Below are 15,592 nucleotides of genomic sequence, written 5' to 3' on the forward strand. Positions count from 1 at the left end.
CTCCCCGGGGTACCCGTCCAGTTAGCCCCAGGGTATTATCCGTTACTTTTTTGGCGGCGCCGAAGGCTCTTTCGGGAACGCGGCTAGTAGCTTCGAGCTTGGGTTGGGTGCGTGAACACCTAAGTGGCGCGGGCAGAGGTTTTATCCGAGTCGGCTAGGCGGGCGTAAAACTCGAAAAATGCCGGTGGCTTTTTCGAGTTTTTGGGCGGGAGGAAAAACCTCTGCCCGCGCTTAAGTAGACGCGCTTACTTTCATGAACCGATTCTATTAGCTGTCGCCATTGGCCAGGCGCCGCAGCTCGGGCCATAGCTCCGAGGCAATCGTGCGCCGTAAATCTTCGCGGGTGGTGTCATTGACCAGTTCAAAGTTGGCAATCGCGCGACGCTGTTCCTCACTGGCTTGCGCCGCGATTCGGGCATCTACTTGTGCCGGCTCCATACCGGAGCGCTGAAGCAGGCGCTGGTAACGCTGCTCCAAGGGCGCAGTCACTGCCACAATCACGTCAAAAGCCCGCGCATTCGGATTTTCCGCTAGCAAAGGAAGGTCGTAAATGCCGATATCTCCCGGAGTGAGGGAGGCAAAGAAACGGTCGGAAAGGAACGCGATATAGGGGTGGGTTATAGATTCTAGGAGGAGGCGGGCGTCGGGATTATTAAACACGATGGCTGCTAGTCCGCTGCGATCGACTCCGCTTTCCCACTCGGGGTGGTCAAAAGCGCGGGCAATATCGGGCGCTAAATCTACTAGAGCCTCCCCTGCCAGTTCATCGGCGCTGCAAGTTTTAGCCCCTAGAGCCTTTAAAGTGTGGACCGCCGTGGATTTACCGGAGCCGATCCCACCAGTTACCGCTACCGAGAGGGCGTTCATGGGAGAGGCCGCCGCCCAACGCGCTCCCCGATCCGGGTTGCGGTAAATCAATAGTTCACTCACGCCCTAAGCCTACCGAGCGAATCCGCTTCCGCCCAAGAGATGATGTTTTAGCGTTAGCAAAATCTACAGCTACCGGGCGTAGATATATCCTTAGTTATTGACGATTTTCACTTTTCCCAGCCCAGAACATAATTTTCATGCGTGCCGTCAAATCCATACCAAAGAATATTTCCTTGAGAGTCTTTCCAAATCGCATCCCAGTAGTAACCGGAGTTCTTATACCTTTGGGGTGAAACCGCAAGAGAAGAATCGGCACCGCGGAACGGCAACAAGTCCGGAACATCGTTCCAAAGGTAATCGGATTCCCCTCCTTCCATGCAGGCTCCTGGGGGCATCACCGCAGAATAGCTTCCATCCAGGACTCTGACTAAGTTGTCCTTAACTGCCCGATATTCTGCTTCTTCACTGCGGGAAACCTGGGTCAACTGCTCCCTGTCTTTGCCTTCAGTGACAACATCACTCCAGCCAGCCTGACTATAAAGGTACTTAACTTTTATCCCCAGGCCTTGCGCCGCCGATAAATCAGCGGCAAAAAGACTCTCGCTACTGACTGGTCCCTCACAAAATGGGCCATTAGAAGGAGGAATCAGCTTGGATTCCATCAACTTAGGCTGTTGACTTTGGGGATCCCAAATCCACACCAGTATCTGTTCGACTCGCCCTTGAAAAGTACGTTCTCCCTCATCTCTTTCCGGTATCTCTCCTCCAACAGTTTGTAGATAGAGAACCTGGGCGAAATCTAGGTAACCATCACCATTGATATCGGCATAAACTTTATCGTTTTGCCTAATACCAACGGCGAGGCCTATATCCCGACCTGGGTCTGGCGACTCCTTGAACCTGCCATCCGTAAGTTTGCACGGCTCGCCCTTGGCGTTAGTAATATCAATATTATTAAAATCCACCTTCTTAATGGCATCCCAGCCGGCAGGCTTTTGGGCGCCGGAATCCGGTGCCCCGGGGACATCAAATCTTTGGTAACTAATCTTCCCCTGCTTATCGGTTAGGCGGGTTGCCCAAATGGATTTACTATTGGCTGCCAAGGCCGGTTTACCCTGCAGACTAGTTTTCCAAATAGTCTTGCCTTTCTGCAGGTAAATAACTGTTTGTGCCTGCTTAGCGCTAGGAGTTGCGCAGACCATAACCTGATTGTCACGGTAGATTATTTCTCCCGCGCAATCGCCGATTTTAGCGGCAGATGCCGGAGCATACTCCTTCTCCCCGAGCGCACCCTTACAAACTATCTGACCGCCGAATACCTCATAGGGCTGCGCCAGACCGTTATCGCAGGCCGGCAAGCTAAAGGGTTCTCCTTTCGCTTTCCCATCCAAAGATAGTGGCTGAGCACTAGCACCTTCGCTAGTAATAAAAATTAGCCAGATATCTACGGTCTCCTTGACCATCACTGCCGGACTAGCTTCAGTAACTACGTAGGGAGTAACGGAATCACTTTTTACCTGTTTATGCACCTCGATCACCGTGGAAACAGTAGGTGTTTTTCCCTTGGTGAATGCCGCGCCCAGTTTCCCGCTGTCACCGGAGAATACAAATAGATAAAAAGTTAGTGCCAAATCAATCAGCACCAAAGTAACTAACACCCCTAACAGGCGCATAACCAAGCGGCCCTGTGCGCTGGCAGCAGCGGAAACTTGCTTAGTTTTCATAGTCACTACCTACCTTAAAACCTGCTCACCACAAACATAAGGTAATATTCCCCAGCTGTTCTACGAGAGTGGTCATTGAAAGCGGTGCTGAAATCGATGCCGGCAACGCCAAAATTTCCGGTTTTACCAGTACCAGCAGTAAGAACCCCAGATACGCTGCCGCGATTATGATCCCAACTATTAACAGCACGACCGCTAATATCTGAGCAGGAGCTGCGCTCTGTCCCGCAAGGTTTGCGTTAAAAGGGACCGCCGCTTTAGGCCTATCACCCGAAGGCTGCTGCCCATATCCCGGAGGAACTGCTGGCGGTAAGGTAACCGGCGGCAGCGCCGGCTGCGGATAAGGAGAGCCTCCGCCCGCCTGCGGGCCGGGATAAGAAAATTGGGGTGCCGTTGGCGGCTGATTTGCGGGGAAAACCGTTCCGGGGGGACCGTAGGCACCGGCCTGCGGTGGGAGCTGGTTCGGGTTTCGAGTCTTACTGCCCTCATTATTAGTACCCGGCATCTGATTCATAGTTTCACGCTACCAGGCATTAACTAAGCAAAACAGAAGATAGAAAAATGAGGCTAATCCGCAATAATCAAGGCTAGTGTCCTGGCAAATAAAACAGGGTGGGCAGAAGCTTTAAGCTTCTGCCCACCCTGAAAGTTAAGCGTTAGAGTTCTTGGTTAGAACTGCAACCTGCTTTACTCGCCAGTTAGTTTCTCGCGGAGAGCCGCTAGGGCTTCATCAGAAGCCAAAGTACCGGAGGAGTCTTCACTCTCGGTCGAGTAGCTGGCATTTTCCGCGGGATCCGGGCGGGTGGCGGCGGCTTCAGTATCGGCTTCCAGAGCCTTAGCCACCTGTTCCTTGTGAGCCTTCCAACGGGCTTCCGCCTGGGCGTATTCTTCTTCCCAAGCTTCCCGCTGAGCCTCGTAGCCTTCCATCCACTCATTGGTTTCCGGATCAAAGCCTTCGGGGTACTTGTAGTTGCCTTCTTCGTCGTATTCGGCAGTCATGCCATACAGCGACGGATCAAACTCGGTATTGTTGGGGTCTACGCCCTCGTTCGCCTGCTTGAGCGACAGCGAAATCCGGCGACGATCCAGATCAATGTCGATAACTTTAACGAATACTTCTTCGCCGACTTTAACGACCTGTTCCGGTACCTCTACGTGACGCTGCGCCAGTTCAGAGATATGCACCAAGCCTTCGATACCGTCCTCGACCCGCACAAACGCGCCGAAGGGAACCAGTTTGGTAACCTTGCCCGGCACCACTTGGCCGATAGCGTGGGTGCGCGCGAAGGTCTGCCAGGGATCTTCCTGGGTGGCTTTCAAGGACAGCGAAACCCGTTCGCGATCCATATCCACATCCAGTACCTCGACGGAGACTTCCTGGCCGACTTCCACCACTTCGGAGGGGTGATCGATATGTTTCCAAGAAAGTTCGGATACGTGCACCAGGCCGTCTACTCCGCCCAGGTCCACGAACGCACCGAAGTTGACGATCGAAGAAACCACGCCGGAACGAATCTGGCCCTTTTGCAGGGTATCCAGGAACTGGGTGCGTACCTCCGCCTGGGTTTGCTCCAGCCAGGCACGGCGCGAAAGCACCACGTTGTTGCGGTTCTCATCCAGCTCAATAATCTTGGCTTCAAGTTCCCGGCCAATATAAGGAGCAAGGTCGCGCACGCGGCGCATCTCTACCAGCGAAGCCGGCAAGAAACCACGCAGACCGATATCCAAAATCAGGCCGCCCTTGACCACCTCGATCACGGTACCGGTGACTACGCCATCGGCTTCCTTGACCTTCTGGACGTCGCCCCAGGCACGCTCGTATTGGGCACGCTTCTTCGAAAGCAGTAAGCGCCCCTCCTTATCTTCCTTCTGCAATACCAGGGCTTCGATTTCGTCGCCCACCTGGACAACGTCTTCGGGACTCACATCATGTTTGATGGATAGCTCGCGGGAGAGGATAACGCCCTCGGTTTTGTAACCAATATCTAGGAGGACTTCATCGCGGTCGACCCGCACGACAGTACCGGTAACGATGTCGCCATCGCCAAAGTACTTAATAGTTTTATCGATTGCAGCAAGTAGTTCTTCTTGTGAACCGATATCATTTACGGCAACTTGATCCAGCTGCTCAGTAGAGGTGGTCATAGAGATAATTTCTCCAAAACGGACTTAATAGACAATATGGACAATTTGGTTCCTAATAAAAGAAACCTTGTTGAGCCTATCAGCAAAAACCCTTTCGGCTCCAGCTGAAAGACCCCTAGCGGAGGGTATTTTGGCAAAATGTATGCGATCACACAGTGATATCAGGATTGAGGATGCGCCCGAAGCTATCTAGTTACCCTCACTTTGCTCGCATAAAATATTTCGCTAGTGGGCAGCGCTCCGCCAGTTTTCACCCACCCCGACACCAACTACCAGAGGTACGGCCAGTTCGGCAGCATGACACATTGCCTCCTCTACCAGGGAGCGCAACCGCGTTTCCTCTCCCGCCGCAACTTCCAGGATTAATTCGTCATGAATCTGCAACAGTACTCGGGAAGCCAGTTTTTGTGCTTTCAATTCCTGATCCACCCGAATCATCGCCTGTTTCATCAAATCCGCTGCCGTCCCCTGGATAGGAGCATTCAAAGCAGCGCGCTCCGCCATGCGTCGCAAAGTGTGATTCGAGCTCTTTAAATCAGGCAGTTGCCGGCGCCGCCCCTGCATGGTTTCGGTATAGCCGCGCTCGCGCGCCTCCTCTACGATCTGCCCTAAATAGCTGCGTACTTTGCCAAACCGCGCAAAGTACCGCTCCATTAATTTCTCTGCTTCCTTTTGCGGAATCCGCAGCTGATTCGCTAGTCCATAGGCCGATAAGCCGTAAGCCAATCCATAGGAGGTGGCTTTTACCTTCGAGCGCATCTGGTCATCTACATCTTCGGGTGAAATCCCGAAAATCATGGCGGCCATAGTGCGGTGTAAATCTTCGCCGGTCCTAATAGCGGCTATCAGATCTTGATCTCCCGACATATGCGCCATTACCCGCATCTCAATCTGGGAATAATCCACGCTCATCAAGTTTTCGTATCCCGGACCGCTAACGAAGGCTTCCCGGATACGTTGCCCGGTATCGGAGCGTACCGGAATATTTTGCAAGTTGGGGTCGGCAGAGGAAAGCCGGCCGGTGGCGGTGACAGTTTGTTTAAAGGTGGTGTGGATGCGACCATCATCATGAACTGCTTTTTGTAGCCCCTCCACGGTCTGCAAAAGTTTTATCGAGTCCCGGTGCGCCAGCAAATACTGCAGGAACGGATGCTGGGTTTTGTTAAACAGCCACTCCAAGGCATCCGCGTTCGTGGTGTATCCGGTACGAGTTTTCTTCGTCTTGGGCATCCCTAATTGGTCGAATAAAACTTCTTGTAGCTGTTTGGGGCTAGATAGATTCAGCTCCGGCCGGTCCACTTCACTTCTAGCCGCCTGCTTGGCGTCTTCGGTCTGCCGTCTTAAATCATTCTCGAGGTCCCCCAGCACCTGGTCCGATATCGCAATTCCGGTATCTTCCATCCGGGCAAGAATTTCGGCTATCGGCCGCTCCATCTCTTGCCATAAATGCTGGGTACGTCCCGCAGATAGCCGCTCTTGCTCCCCGCGGGCAATCTCGGGTAGCGCGGCCGCTATCTGTGCGGTCTTGGTATTAGAGGTACCCGAAAAATCTAGGGCGGTTTGTCCGCTAGCTTCTTCTTCCTCTACTACCAGAGGATGCCCCAAAATCTTGCCGCTCAATACCTCAATATCGTAGGAGCGGGCAGAAGGATCCAGCAGATAACCGCCAATTTCACTATCCCAGCTGGGTAAACCGAGCGTAATTCCCACTCCCTTAAGGGCGTGCCAAGCGCTTTTCCAGTTATGGAAAACACTTCGCTGGGGGTTTTGCAACCATTGGCTCAGCGCGGCTACTGTTTCGGCGCCATCTTCAATGAAACTGATGCGGGCAGCTTCATTTTTACTGGCCAAAGTAACCTGGGTGGCCTCCCCACTGCCAGGGGTGAAGACTCCCTCAACTACTACCCCTACCGGCTCGGTGAGGTCCGCTATCCAGGCGGCAACCTTCTCCGGGGCAACGAGTTTGACTTCGGCGCGTTTTTCCGGGGGCTTAGATCCGAGGGAGAAGGCAGGAATACTGGCTAGCGCCTGGCGGGTTCCCGGTCCTATCTCCAATTTGTCGAGTAGTTTTTCTAGCTTGGGGGCATCTGCTTTCCCAAAAGTGAGTTCGGTAACCTCTACCCCCAAATCCAGATCAGTCAGCAGCGCATTGAGCTTGCGGTTGCGTTTGACATCCTCCAGGTGGGCGCGCAGGTCTTCCCCCCGTTTGCCGCCAATATCGGCGGCATGGGCGATCACTCCCGCCAAGCCGTCATATTTATTTATCCAGGCGGCAGCGGTTTTCTCCCCTACCCCCGGCACGCCTGGCAGGTTATCGGCTTTCTCCCCAGTCAAGGCGGCGATCTCCGGGTAGCGACTGGGCGGCACCCCGTATTTATCTGCAATAGCCTGGGGAGTCATCCGTTTTAAGTCGGTGATCGAGCGGGAAGGATAAAGTACCGTAACCTGCTCATTTGATAACTGGAAGGTGTCACGATCCCCGCTGGCGACCAGCACCTGCATTCCGGATGCTGCCCCCCGGGTGGCGAGGGTAGCTAAAATATCGTCGGCCTCGATGTTTTCTTGTTCTAAAGTGGTGACTCCCAGGTGGCGAAGCGCTTCTTTTATCAGATCCACTTGCCCTATAAACTCTGGCGGAGTGGGTTTGCGGCCCCCCTTGTAGTCCGGGTATTCATCGGTGCGGAAAGAATGGCGGGAAACATCGAAAGCGACTGCCAAATAATCGGGTTGTTCGTCCTGCAGCATTTTTACTAGCATCCGCAAAAACCCGAACACCGCGTTAGTATATTGCCCCTCTTGGGTACGGAAATTCGCGGGGTCGAGGGCGTAGAACGCGCGAAAAGCTGCAGAATGCCCGTCAACTACTAGCAGAGTTTTCTTATCGGCCATATTTTCCTCCTAGTAACTATCCTAGAGGAAAGGCCCTACTGCTACAGCAGCACTTTATAGCTGCTGTTCAAAGTAGTTTTAGCCGATCTGTTCCACCACCGCTTCGGCAACTTCCCGCATTGTGAGGCGCCGATTCATGGAAGTGGTTTGAATCCAACGGAAAGCGTCCGGTTCGCTCATCTCCATGTTTTCCATCAGCAGCCCTTTAGCCCGATCCACTACTTTGCGAGTCTCGAAACGATCCTGCAGATCAGCGACTTCATTTTCCAGGGATTGAATCTCGGCGTGCCGCGAAAGCGCGATTTCTACCGCGGGCAAGAGTTCGGCGGGAGTAAAAGGTTTAACTACATACGCCATAGCGCCCGCGTCCCGCGCCCGTTCCACCAATTCTTTTTGTGAAAATGCGGTGAGCATCACTACTGCGCAAGAAATTTCCTTCATGATTTTTTCCGCAGCCGTGATTCCGTCCATTTTGGGCATCTTCACATCCATTACGCACAGGTCAGGCTGATATTCAAGTGCTGCCTGATAGGCCGCCTCTCCATCTCCAGCCTCAGCTACCACTTCGTAGCCGGCATCCGTGAGAGTTTCCACAATATCCAGGCGGATCAGAGTTTCATCCTCAGCTACCAGCACTTTACGTGCGGCAGTCTGTTCTTTCTTTGCATCAGATTTCGAAGTTGCCACGTGTCTATATTAGACTGAAACCCGTCGCGCTTTACAGCGTTACGAGAAAGCCTCGATGGCGGAATTGGTAGACGCAGCGGATTCAAAATCCGCCGTCCTTCACCGGACATGTGGGTTCGAGTCCCACTCGAGGTACTGATCAGGGGTTAACCCCCAAGGTATCGGCAGTTTCCCTACTCATTTTTATCGGTTTTCTTCGCGGGCAGGCTGCACTACTTTTAACTTTCTGCGTCGGATCCTACCTACGAAAAGTCCCTTATGAAACTCCTCACTAAAGCGGTGGTTATCGCGGTTAGGGGCGATTTTTCTAAAAACTATCCTCCCGAGGGCGCTTGCCCCTTGAATACCGGCTGCACCCCTATTTAAGGCTTTAGTGACGCTTGCGGCGTTCGCGCACTCGCACCGAGATCTGGATGGGGCTACCGACAAAACCGTACTGTTCACGCAGGCGGTTTTCGATAAAACGGCGATAGGAAGGATCTAAGAATCCGGTAGTGAAAAACACGAACCGGGGAGGCGCCGCCGAAACCTGGGTAGCGAACATGATTCGCGGTTGTTTTCCACCCCGCACCGGGTGGGGGTGCTCCGCAACTAGCCGCCCGAGGAAAGTATTTAATTCACTGGTAGAAATCCGGGTATTCCAACCCGCAAGTGCCTGCGCTAAGGCTCCCTGGATGCGATTGGTATGCCAGGCGGTTTTAGCAGACAGGTTAATCCGCGGCGCCCAATCCACGTGAGACAGCTGCAAATCCCATTCGCGTTCTAAGTCGTGGCGGCGTTCCTCATCGAGCAAATCCCATTTATTGTTTACCAGTACCAGGGCTCTACCCGCAGAAATAACTTCCTCGATTATTCTAATATCGGCGCTGGCCAGCGGCTGAGAGGCATCAAGTAACACCATCGCCACATCGGCTTCTTCAATCGCGCTTTGGGTACGCAAAGAAGCATAGAAGTCGGCGCCCCGGCTCTTTAGCATCCGGCGGCGAATCCCGGCGGTATCCACGAAAGTCCAAGGAACCCCAGCGATCTCGATTACTTCATCTACCGGGTCCCGGGTAGTGCCTGCCAATTCGTTTACCACTACCCGCTGCGAACCGGCGAGGGCGTTAAGCAGGGAAGATTTACCCACATTCGGGCGCCCAATCAAGGCCACTCTCCCGGGACTGCCCTCAGGCAAAGCCCGCGAATGCTGGGATTCTTCCGGAAGCAATGCAACCGCTTTATCCAGCAGGTCGCCACTGCCTCGCCCATGGAGGGCAGAAAGCGGAAAGGGTTCTCCTAAGCCCAGTGACCAAAGCGCGGCCGCGTCGGCCTCTACCCGCTCGGAATCAACTTTATTGGCTACTAAAATCACCGGTTTATTGCAGCGCTGCAAAATCCGAGCAATCTGCATATCGGTTTCGGTGGCCCCCACCTGGGCATCGGTGACAAATAGCACTGCATCGGCAAGCTGAATGGAGGCTTCGGCTTGCGCCGCCACCATCTGATCTAAACCTTTGACCCCGAGTTCCCAGCCGCCGGTGTCGAGCAACTGGAAATCTTTCCCCGCCCATTGGGCCTGGTAACGTACCCGATCACGGGTTACTCCCGGCTGGTCTTGTACTACGGCCGCGCGCCGCCCCAAAATTCGGTTAACCAGGGTGGATTTACCTACGTTTGGGCGACCGATAACCGCTAAAACCGGCAGGGCGCCGGCATCTAAGGCTTGCGTGGAGGCAGGCTCGCCCGCTAACAGCTCCAGATCATCGTCCTGGAGCTCAATTTCATTGAGCAGATTCGCAGAATCCGCGGGGTTTAGGTCTTCACTCACGCCTTTTAGTTTAGGCGAGGCTAGGGGGCTTTGGCGAAAGCTTAGCCCTGACGCGCCCGGAAAGTCCGACCGACAATATCCACTACTGCTTCCATAGTTTCTTGTTCATCCAGGTCGGAGGAATCTAAGAGCTCAACTCCGGGAGCAGGAGTAGTGAAGTTATTTACCTGCGAGTCGGCCCGGTCACGGGCAGCTACTGAATCGCTACCTGCACCTAGCTGTTGGTTGCGTCGCTGCTCGCGCACCTCGGGGGAGGCGGTCAACAAAATTTTAACGTCCGCATCCGGAGCCACCACCGTGGTGATATCGCGTCCTTCGGCTACGATCCCCCGTCCCGATGCTTGGGCGGCTTGAATTATTTGTCGCTGGCGAGCAATCATCTGTTCGCGCACGCCGGGAACTGCACTGACTTGGCTCACGGCATTGGTGACCTCCGCTCCGCGCAGCAAGCGAGTCACGTCGCGTCCCGCAATCAAAATACGCGGGGCATGCGCCACTGCTTCTACCTGCATGGGGATCGTGGCTGCCAGCTGTGATAGGCCCGCGTGGTCATTTAGATCTGCGTGCTGCTGCAGGGCATACCAGGTGAGGGCACGATACATGGCGCCAGTGTCTAAAAAGTTAGTGCCTAGCTCCGCGGCGGATAGCCGGGCGATGGTAGATTTACCTGCCCCGCTGGGGCCATCAATGGCGATTACCAAGCCAGCTCCAAGGATCTGCTGGCTAACGTATTGCGAACCGTCACCTGACATAGCGTTATAACCCTTCTGAAAGCATGATCAATCGGGGTACCGAATGCACCCCATACCCTTCGATACTATGCTATTTATGGCCTTTTAGGATAGCTTCCTAGCTAATATCTGCCGCGCATAAGCTAAGAAGCCACAATTTCCCAGCCTTTTATCTCCAGTTTCTCTGCTAACAAGGCCGCGGAGTTGGGTTCAATCGCCAGCCGCGCTATCCCGAAAGCCGCTCCCGGGGAGTGCTCTAGTTCTAGATCTTCAATATTGATACCGGTATCGCCTACCGCCTGGAAAAGCCGCCCCAAAGTACCCGCCCGATCCGGGACCTTCACCATTACTTCCTGGTAACGTCGGGGCGCTCCCCCGTGTTTGCCGGGAATGCGCGCCACTCCCAGGTTGCCTTGCCGCATCGCTAAGGTTACGGCTCCTACCAAGCTGGGGGAAGGAATAGCGGCTCCCGGATGTTCGAGGGCGTGCAAAACTTGCTGCATATCATCTGCAAATTCCCGCAGCACTGTCGCTACATGTTCGGCGTTACCAGCGATGATTGCTGCCCAAAGTGCAGGATCGGAAGAGGCAATCCGGGTAGTGTCCCGCAGACCTTGCCCGGTTAGTCCCAAAGATTCCGGCATGGCTTTCGCTAATTGGGCGGCTAGCAGCGAAGATACCAGTTGGGGAACGTGGGAAACCAGAGCCACAGATTGGTCGTGGGTTTCCGCATCTAGTTGTAGCGGCAGGGAACCGACATCTAATGCTAGGCTGCGCATCGCCAGCACTATTCTCGGCAGGGTTTCTTCATTGGGAACTACCACCCAGGGGCGAGACTCAAATAGGTCTTCGCGGGCAAAAGCAGTACCGGAGCGTTCCCGCCCCGCCATCGGGTGCGAGCCGATGTAGCGACTAAGGTCCGCTCCGGCCTCCGCAACTTCCGCTAAGATCACGGCTTTTACCGAGGCCACGTCAGTGACCATGGCATCCGGGAACTCATTAAGGGCAGCAATTACCTCTTCCGCGGCTACATCAGGGGGCGTGGCAACTACTACCAACGCAGGGTCGGGGCAGTTTTCCCCCCAGGTTTGACCGGCGCCCATATCGCAGGCCAGAGCGTTAACTACCGGGGAAATATCCCGTAAAAAAACCGATAGCCCCAATTTGCTCAGGCGCATCCCCAGAGACGCTCCTAGCAGGCCGGCTCCGATAATCAATACCGGCCCGGTAGTACCTACTTGGGTATCCGAAAGGGGTGATTGTGGGTTTGTCATAGCTTCACCTTAAAGATCTACGCTTTCCATCAGTACACTCAGCTCGGGTTTTGAGAGCCGGCGAGTCGCCCCTAGCGGCAAAGTTCCCAGTTTAACGGTGCCGTGTGCAATCCGCGATAGTTCCATCACCGGGGCGCCGACCGCCTCTAACATGCGGCGCACAATCCGATTTCGTCCCAGATGCAGCTCGATTTCTACCAGGGTAAGTCCCCCGTGGGTACCTTTTATTGATACCCGGTCAGCGCGAGCAAACCCGTCCTCCAGCATGATGCCTTCCCGCAGCTGTTGCGCGGTTTTCCCAGTAAATTTGCCTTTCACAGTCGCCAAGTAGGTTTTCGGCACTTCCCAAGACGGGTGGGTAAGGCGGTTGGCGAGTTCGCCATCATTGGTTAACAGCAAGAGCCCGGAAGTATCCACGTCTAACCTGCCCACATAGAAGAGACGTTCCGGGTAGTCGTTCAAAAATTGAGTTAGGTCGTTAGCGGCTCCCCTCAGGGAAGATTCCACCCCGGTAGGTTTATTGAGCGCGATAGTTACCCGGGAATCATCTAGCATTACTAGCTGCCCATCAACATGCAGCATCACCTGATCAGGGTCAACCTTGGTACCCAACTCGCGTACCACTTTCCCGTTGACTTTCACCCGCCCAGAAACGATTAGTTTCTCGCAGGCTCTCCGGGATGCTACTCCGGCAGCTGCTAACACTTTTTGTAGCCGTTCTTGCTGTCCGCTTTCCGCGGTTTCGGAGACCTCAACTGCCGGCATCTGCGGGTCTTTGCGCCGCGGAGGCATCGGGGCTAAAGGAATCTTGTCTGCCGGGCGCCCTTGCCGGTCGGTGCCCTCATCGCTTTCCTGATAGGAACTAAGATCAGTCAACTTGGCTTCTCCTATGGGTTTTATCTTCTTATCTGTTCCCATCCTATCGCGAGGAAGTATTACTCCTTTAGCCGTGCCTCTAGCTCGTCTAGCTCTTCGCTGCCGGGCAGGTGGGGCGCGAGTGGCGGTAGCTCCTCCAGACTGGTCATTCCCATTCGCTCTAGGAAACTGACGGTGGTGCCGTAAAGAATCGCCCCCGACTCCGCCCGGTCGACTTCTCGAATCAAATCATGAGCCAGTAGGGTGCGCACTACCCCATCAACGCTCACTCCCCTGATACTGGCGATCACCGAGCGGGAAACCGGCTGACGATATGCGATTACGGCCAAGGTTTCTAATGCCGGGTTAGATAGATGAGAAGTCCCTGACTGGGTGAGAAAGTCGGAGACGATTTCTTCTTGCGCGGCGGCAGAATAAATCCGCCAGCCTCCCGCCACGTTGCGTAAAACGAAACCATGCGGGCGGGTAGTTTCCCCGGCGTATTCTGCGCGCAGCTGCTCTAAAGCGGCATTTACCTGCTGAGGGGTGCTGCGAACTCCTGCCGCCAGTTCCTCGGGACTTAAAGGCTCGGCAGCAACAATCAAAATAGCCTCTAGGGAGGCCAACAGCTGGTCATCGGCGGGGCTAGTCATCTACGGCTCCATATTCATCGAAATTAAAGTTAGTAAAGTCTGGAAGTTCCTTAGTTTCTAAGGTCACGTACAGTTCATCTAAGGCACTTTCCTGGATAAATTCCACGCAGCTATGACGGTACAACTCCAGTAAAGCTAGGAAGCGAGTGACCCGTTCGGTAGCGTTTTTGGCGGAGCGGGTAAGCTCCCTAAAGCTAGCTTTACCGGTGCTAGCTAGCTCCGCAACCACGATTTGGGCTTGTTCTGCCAGGGAGGCTTGAGGCAGATGCAAATGGGAGAGGGAGACTTGGGGAGGACGGCGGGTAAAGGCTTCGGCAGCGGCGCGAGCGAGATCTTCGGGGGTGAAATCAACTCGCAGCGGCGGCAACAGGCGAGCGAACTTGGCCGGCAGTGGAACTTCCCGCGGATAGTATGCCTGACCTTCCCCGATGCGTAGGCGCAAAAATTCTGCGACTTCCTTATAGGCACGGTATTGCAAAAGACGGGAGAACAGCAGGTCGCGAGCCTCTAAATATTCCGGATCCAGTTCCTCGGCTTCTTCCCCGGGCAGCAGCTGACTGGCCTTAATATTAAGTAAAGTTGCGGCAATTTCTAAGAACTGGGAAGCTTGCGATAAATCTGGAAACGCCTGCATATAGGCGATAAAATCATCGGTTACCTGCGCTAGCGCCACCTCGGTAATATCCAATTTATTCTTGATGATCAAGGTGAGCAGCAAATCTAGGGGCCCGGAAAATACCTCAAGTTCCAGTTCAAAAGGGGGAGCTTTTTCTACTTCCGCTTCGCTAGCATCCCGGGAAGGAAACAGCGGGGAAATCTCCCCGGTGTTCTCCTGATGTTTAGGCGAGACTGCCGGCGAGTTAGGCGGCGTCACCACGGGCTATAACCTCGCGCGCCAACTGCCGGTAAGCGGCCGCCCCCGGATGGGAAGGCGCAAAAGTAGTTATCGGTTCGGTTGCCACCGAGGCATCGGGGAACTTCACAGTCCGGCGGATAACTGTCTGATAGACCCGGTCTCCAAAGGCTTCTTGCAGCCGCTCCATGACTTCTCGCGAATGTAGCGTCCGGGTATCAACCATGGTAGCCAAAATGCCGTCGATTTTTAGTTTCGGGTTCAGACGATCCCGCACTTTTTCAATGGTTTCAACTAGCAGCGCCACCCCGCGCAGGGCAAAAAATTCGGTTTCCATGGGGATTATGACCCCGTGGGCCGCGGTCAGGGCATTCACCGTGAGCAATCCCAGGGAGGGTTGGCAGTCGATCAAAATAACGTCGTATTTTTCGCTAACCGGATGGAGGGCGCGTGCGAGTGCCATTTCCCGGGCGACCTCGTTAACCATTTGAATCTCGGCGGCCGAAAGATCAATATTGGCCGGTACCAGATCCATGCCTGCAATCGCGGTGGGGTGAATAATCTGCTCCACGGTTACGTTACGATCCAGGAGCACATTGTAAATAGTGGCGTCCAGGTCGTTGCCGTTTACCCCCAGCCCGGCAGTGGCTGCGCCTTGGGGATCGAAATCAACGATCAGCACTTTGCGCCCATACTCTGCTAGCGAGGCCGCCAAGTTAATGGTGGTGGTAGTTTTACCCACCCCACCTTTTTGGTTGCACATGGCAATAATCCGCGCGGGCCCATGGGAATCAAGGGGCGCAGGCGCGGGGAACTCCGCATCTTTCGGGGTCGGCGGGGGCATCAAACCTGGTTGAATCTCACTCACCCTTATAACGATATGACAAGCTGAGAAAAAATGTTACCAAGCGGCGCTCCCGTAAACTTTTTCCCGACTCGCTAACGTGAAATCGGTATCTCGCTACTCGCATATAAAAACACAGGCGACAGTAACCATCTAGATAGAGATTTGAAAGTAGTCATGAATCCCCAGGTACCGAAACTAACTTGCGGGAATGTGCAATAAAGCCCTCATTCGAGCAACGGCACACAATGAGGAGA

13 protein-coding genes and 1 tRNA gene are annotated in these 15,592 nt (G+C 54.3%); 1 reads left to right on the forward strand and 13 read right to left on the reverse strand.

Going from position 1 to position 15,592, the window contains the following annotated elements:
• Positions 1-267: 267 nt before the first annotated feature.
• From coaE to AC1EKS_RS01255, 6 genes are all read right to left on the reverse strand, one after another.
• Positions 268-930 (reverse strand): dephospho-CoA kinase, encoded by a 663-nt coding sequence (gene coaE / locus AC1EKS_RS01230; protein ID WP_481008453.1) that lies wholly within the window; start codon positions 928-930, stop codon positions 268-270.
• Between the two features lie 107 nt (positions 931-1,037).
• Complete coding sequence (locus tag AC1EKS_RS01235) at positions 1,038-2,594, reverse strand: hypothetical protein (RefSeq protein ID WP_481008454.1); 1,557 nt, start codon at positions 2,592-2,594, stop codon at positions 1,038-1,040.
• A gap of 25 nt (positions 2,595-2,619) precedes the next feature.
• Positions 2,620-3,108, reverse strand: a complete 489-nt coding sequence (locus AC1EKS_RS01240; protein ID WP_481008455.1) for a hypothetical protein — start codon at positions 3,106-3,108, stop codon at positions 2,620-2,622.
• 173 nt (positions 3,109-3,281) lie between these two features.
• Positions 3,282-4,739, reverse strand: a complete 1,458-nt coding sequence (gene rpsA, locus AC1EKS_RS01245; RefSeq protein WP_481008456.1) for a 30S ribosomal protein S1 — start codon at positions 4,737-4,739, stop codon at positions 3,282-3,284.
• A 225-nt stretch (positions 4,740-4,964) separates the two neighbouring features.
• Positions 4,965-7,628: a DNA polymerase I gene (gene polA / locus AC1EKS_RS01250; RefSeq protein ID WP_481008457.1), complete on the reverse strand. Its 2,664-nt coding sequence runs from the start codon at positions 7,626-7,628 to the stop codon at positions 4,965-4,967.
• Between the two features lie 78 nt (positions 7,629-7,706).
• Positions 7,707-8,315, reverse strand: a complete 609-nt coding sequence (locus tag AC1EKS_RS01255; RefSeq protein WP_481008458.1) for an ANTAR domain-containing response regulator — start codon at positions 8,313-8,315, stop codon at positions 7,707-7,709.
• A gap of 49 nt (positions 8,316-8,364) precedes the next feature.
• Between AC1EKS_RS01255 and AC1EKS_RS01260 the strand changes: the two genes are divergently transcribed.
• Positions 8,365-8,450 (forward strand) — tRNA-Leu (locus tag AC1EKS_RS01260).
• Positions 8,451-8,685: 235 nt separating this feature from the next.
• Here the strand turns inward: AC1EKS_RS01260 and der are convergent.
• The 7 genes from der to AC1EKS_RS01295 form a co-directional block, all read right to left on the reverse strand.
• Positions 8,686-10,125 carry a ribosome biogenesis GTPase Der gene (gene der / locus AC1EKS_RS01265; RefSeq protein WP_481008459.1) on the reverse strand — a complete coding sequence of 480 codons (1,440 nt, stop codon included), beginning with the start codon at positions 10,123-10,125 and terminating at the stop codon, positions 8,686-8,688.
• Between the two features lie 41 nt (positions 10,126-10,166).
• A complete protein-coding gene (gene cmk / locus AC1EKS_RS01270; protein WP_481008460.1) occupies positions 10,167-10,877 on the reverse strand; it encodes a (d)CMP kinase in 711 nt (236 codons plus the stop codon).
• Between the two features lie 122 nt (positions 10,878-10,999).
• Positions 11,000-12,130, reverse strand: coding sequence for a prephenate dehydrogenase (locus AC1EKS_RS01275; RefSeq protein WP_481008461.1), 1,131 nt, complete (start codon positions 12,128-12,130; stop codon positions 11,000-11,002).
• Positions 12,131-12,139: 9 nt separating this feature from the next.
• A complete protein-coding gene (locus tag AC1EKS_RS01280) occupies positions 12,140-12,895 on the reverse strand; it encodes a pseudouridine synthase (protein ID WP_481010187.1) in 756 nt (251 codons plus the stop codon).
• A 170-nt stretch (positions 12,896-13,065) separates the two neighbouring features.
• Entirely contained in the window at positions 13,066-13,638 is a 573-nt protein-coding gene (scpB, locus tag AC1EKS_RS01285) for an SMC-Scp complex subunit ScpB (protein ID WP_481008462.1), read from the reverse strand.
• The gene (locus tag AC1EKS_RS01290; RefSeq protein ID WP_481008463.1) at positions 13,631-14,515 is read right to left on the reverse strand and encodes a segregation and condensation protein A; all 885 of its coding nucleotides are present in this window, start codon (positions 14,513-14,515) and stop codon (positions 13,631-13,633) included. The genes scpB and AC1EKS_RS01290 overlap by 8 nt, the downstream gene beginning before the upstream one ends.
• A complete protein-coding gene (locus AC1EKS_RS01295; RefSeq protein ID WP_481008507.1) occupies positions 14,499-15,335 on the reverse strand; it encodes a ParA family protein in 837 nt (278 codons plus the stop codon). The genes AC1EKS_RS01290 and AC1EKS_RS01295 overlap by 17 nt, the downstream gene beginning before the upstream one ends.
• Positions 15,336-15,592 lie beyond the last annotated feature (257 nt).

Source organism: Varibaculum sp. C0165D1 (assembly GCF_056590355.1).

What these genes read in the sequence shown, in the direction of transcription:
- AC1EKS_RS01235 (WP_481008454.1), bottom strand. Translation starts at nt 2,594, where the DNA reads ATGAAAACTAAGCAAGTTTCCGCTGCTGCCAGCGCACAGGGCCGCTTG.
- AC1EKS_RS01240 (WP_481008455.1), bottom strand. Translation starts at nt 3,108, where the DNA reads ATGAATCAGATGCCGGGTACTAATAATGAGGGCAGTAAGACTCGAAAC.
- rpsA (WP_481008456.1), bottom strand. Translation starts at nt 4,739, where the DNA reads ATGACCACCTCTACTGAGCAGCTGGATCAAGTTGCCGTAAATGATATC.
- polA (WP_481008457.1), bottom strand. Translation starts at nt 7,628, where the DNA reads ATGGCCGATAAGAAAACTCTGCTAGTAGTTGACGGGCATTCTGCAGCT.
- cmk (WP_481008460.1), bottom strand. Translation starts at nt 10,877, where the DNA reads ATGTCAGGTGACGGTTCGCAATACGTTAGCCAGCAGATCCTTGGAGCT.
- AC1EKS_RS01275 (WP_481008461.1), bottom strand. Translation starts at nt 12,130, where the DNA reads ATGACAAACCCACAATCACCCCTTTCGGATACCCAAGTAGGTACTACC.
- AC1EKS_RS01280 (WP_481010187.1), bottom strand. Translation starts at nt 12,895, where the DNA reads ATGCCGGCAGTTGAGGTCTCCGAAACCGCGGAAAGCGGACAGCAAGAA.
- scpB (WP_481008462.1), bottom strand. Translation starts at nt 13,638, where the DNA reads ATGACTAGCCCCGCCGATGACCAGCTGTTGGCCTCCCTAGAGGCTATT.
- AC1EKS_RS01295 (WP_481008507.1), bottom strand. Translation starts at nt 15,335, where the DNA reads ATGCCCCCGCCGACCCCGAAAGATGCGGAGTTCCCCGCGCCTGCGCCC.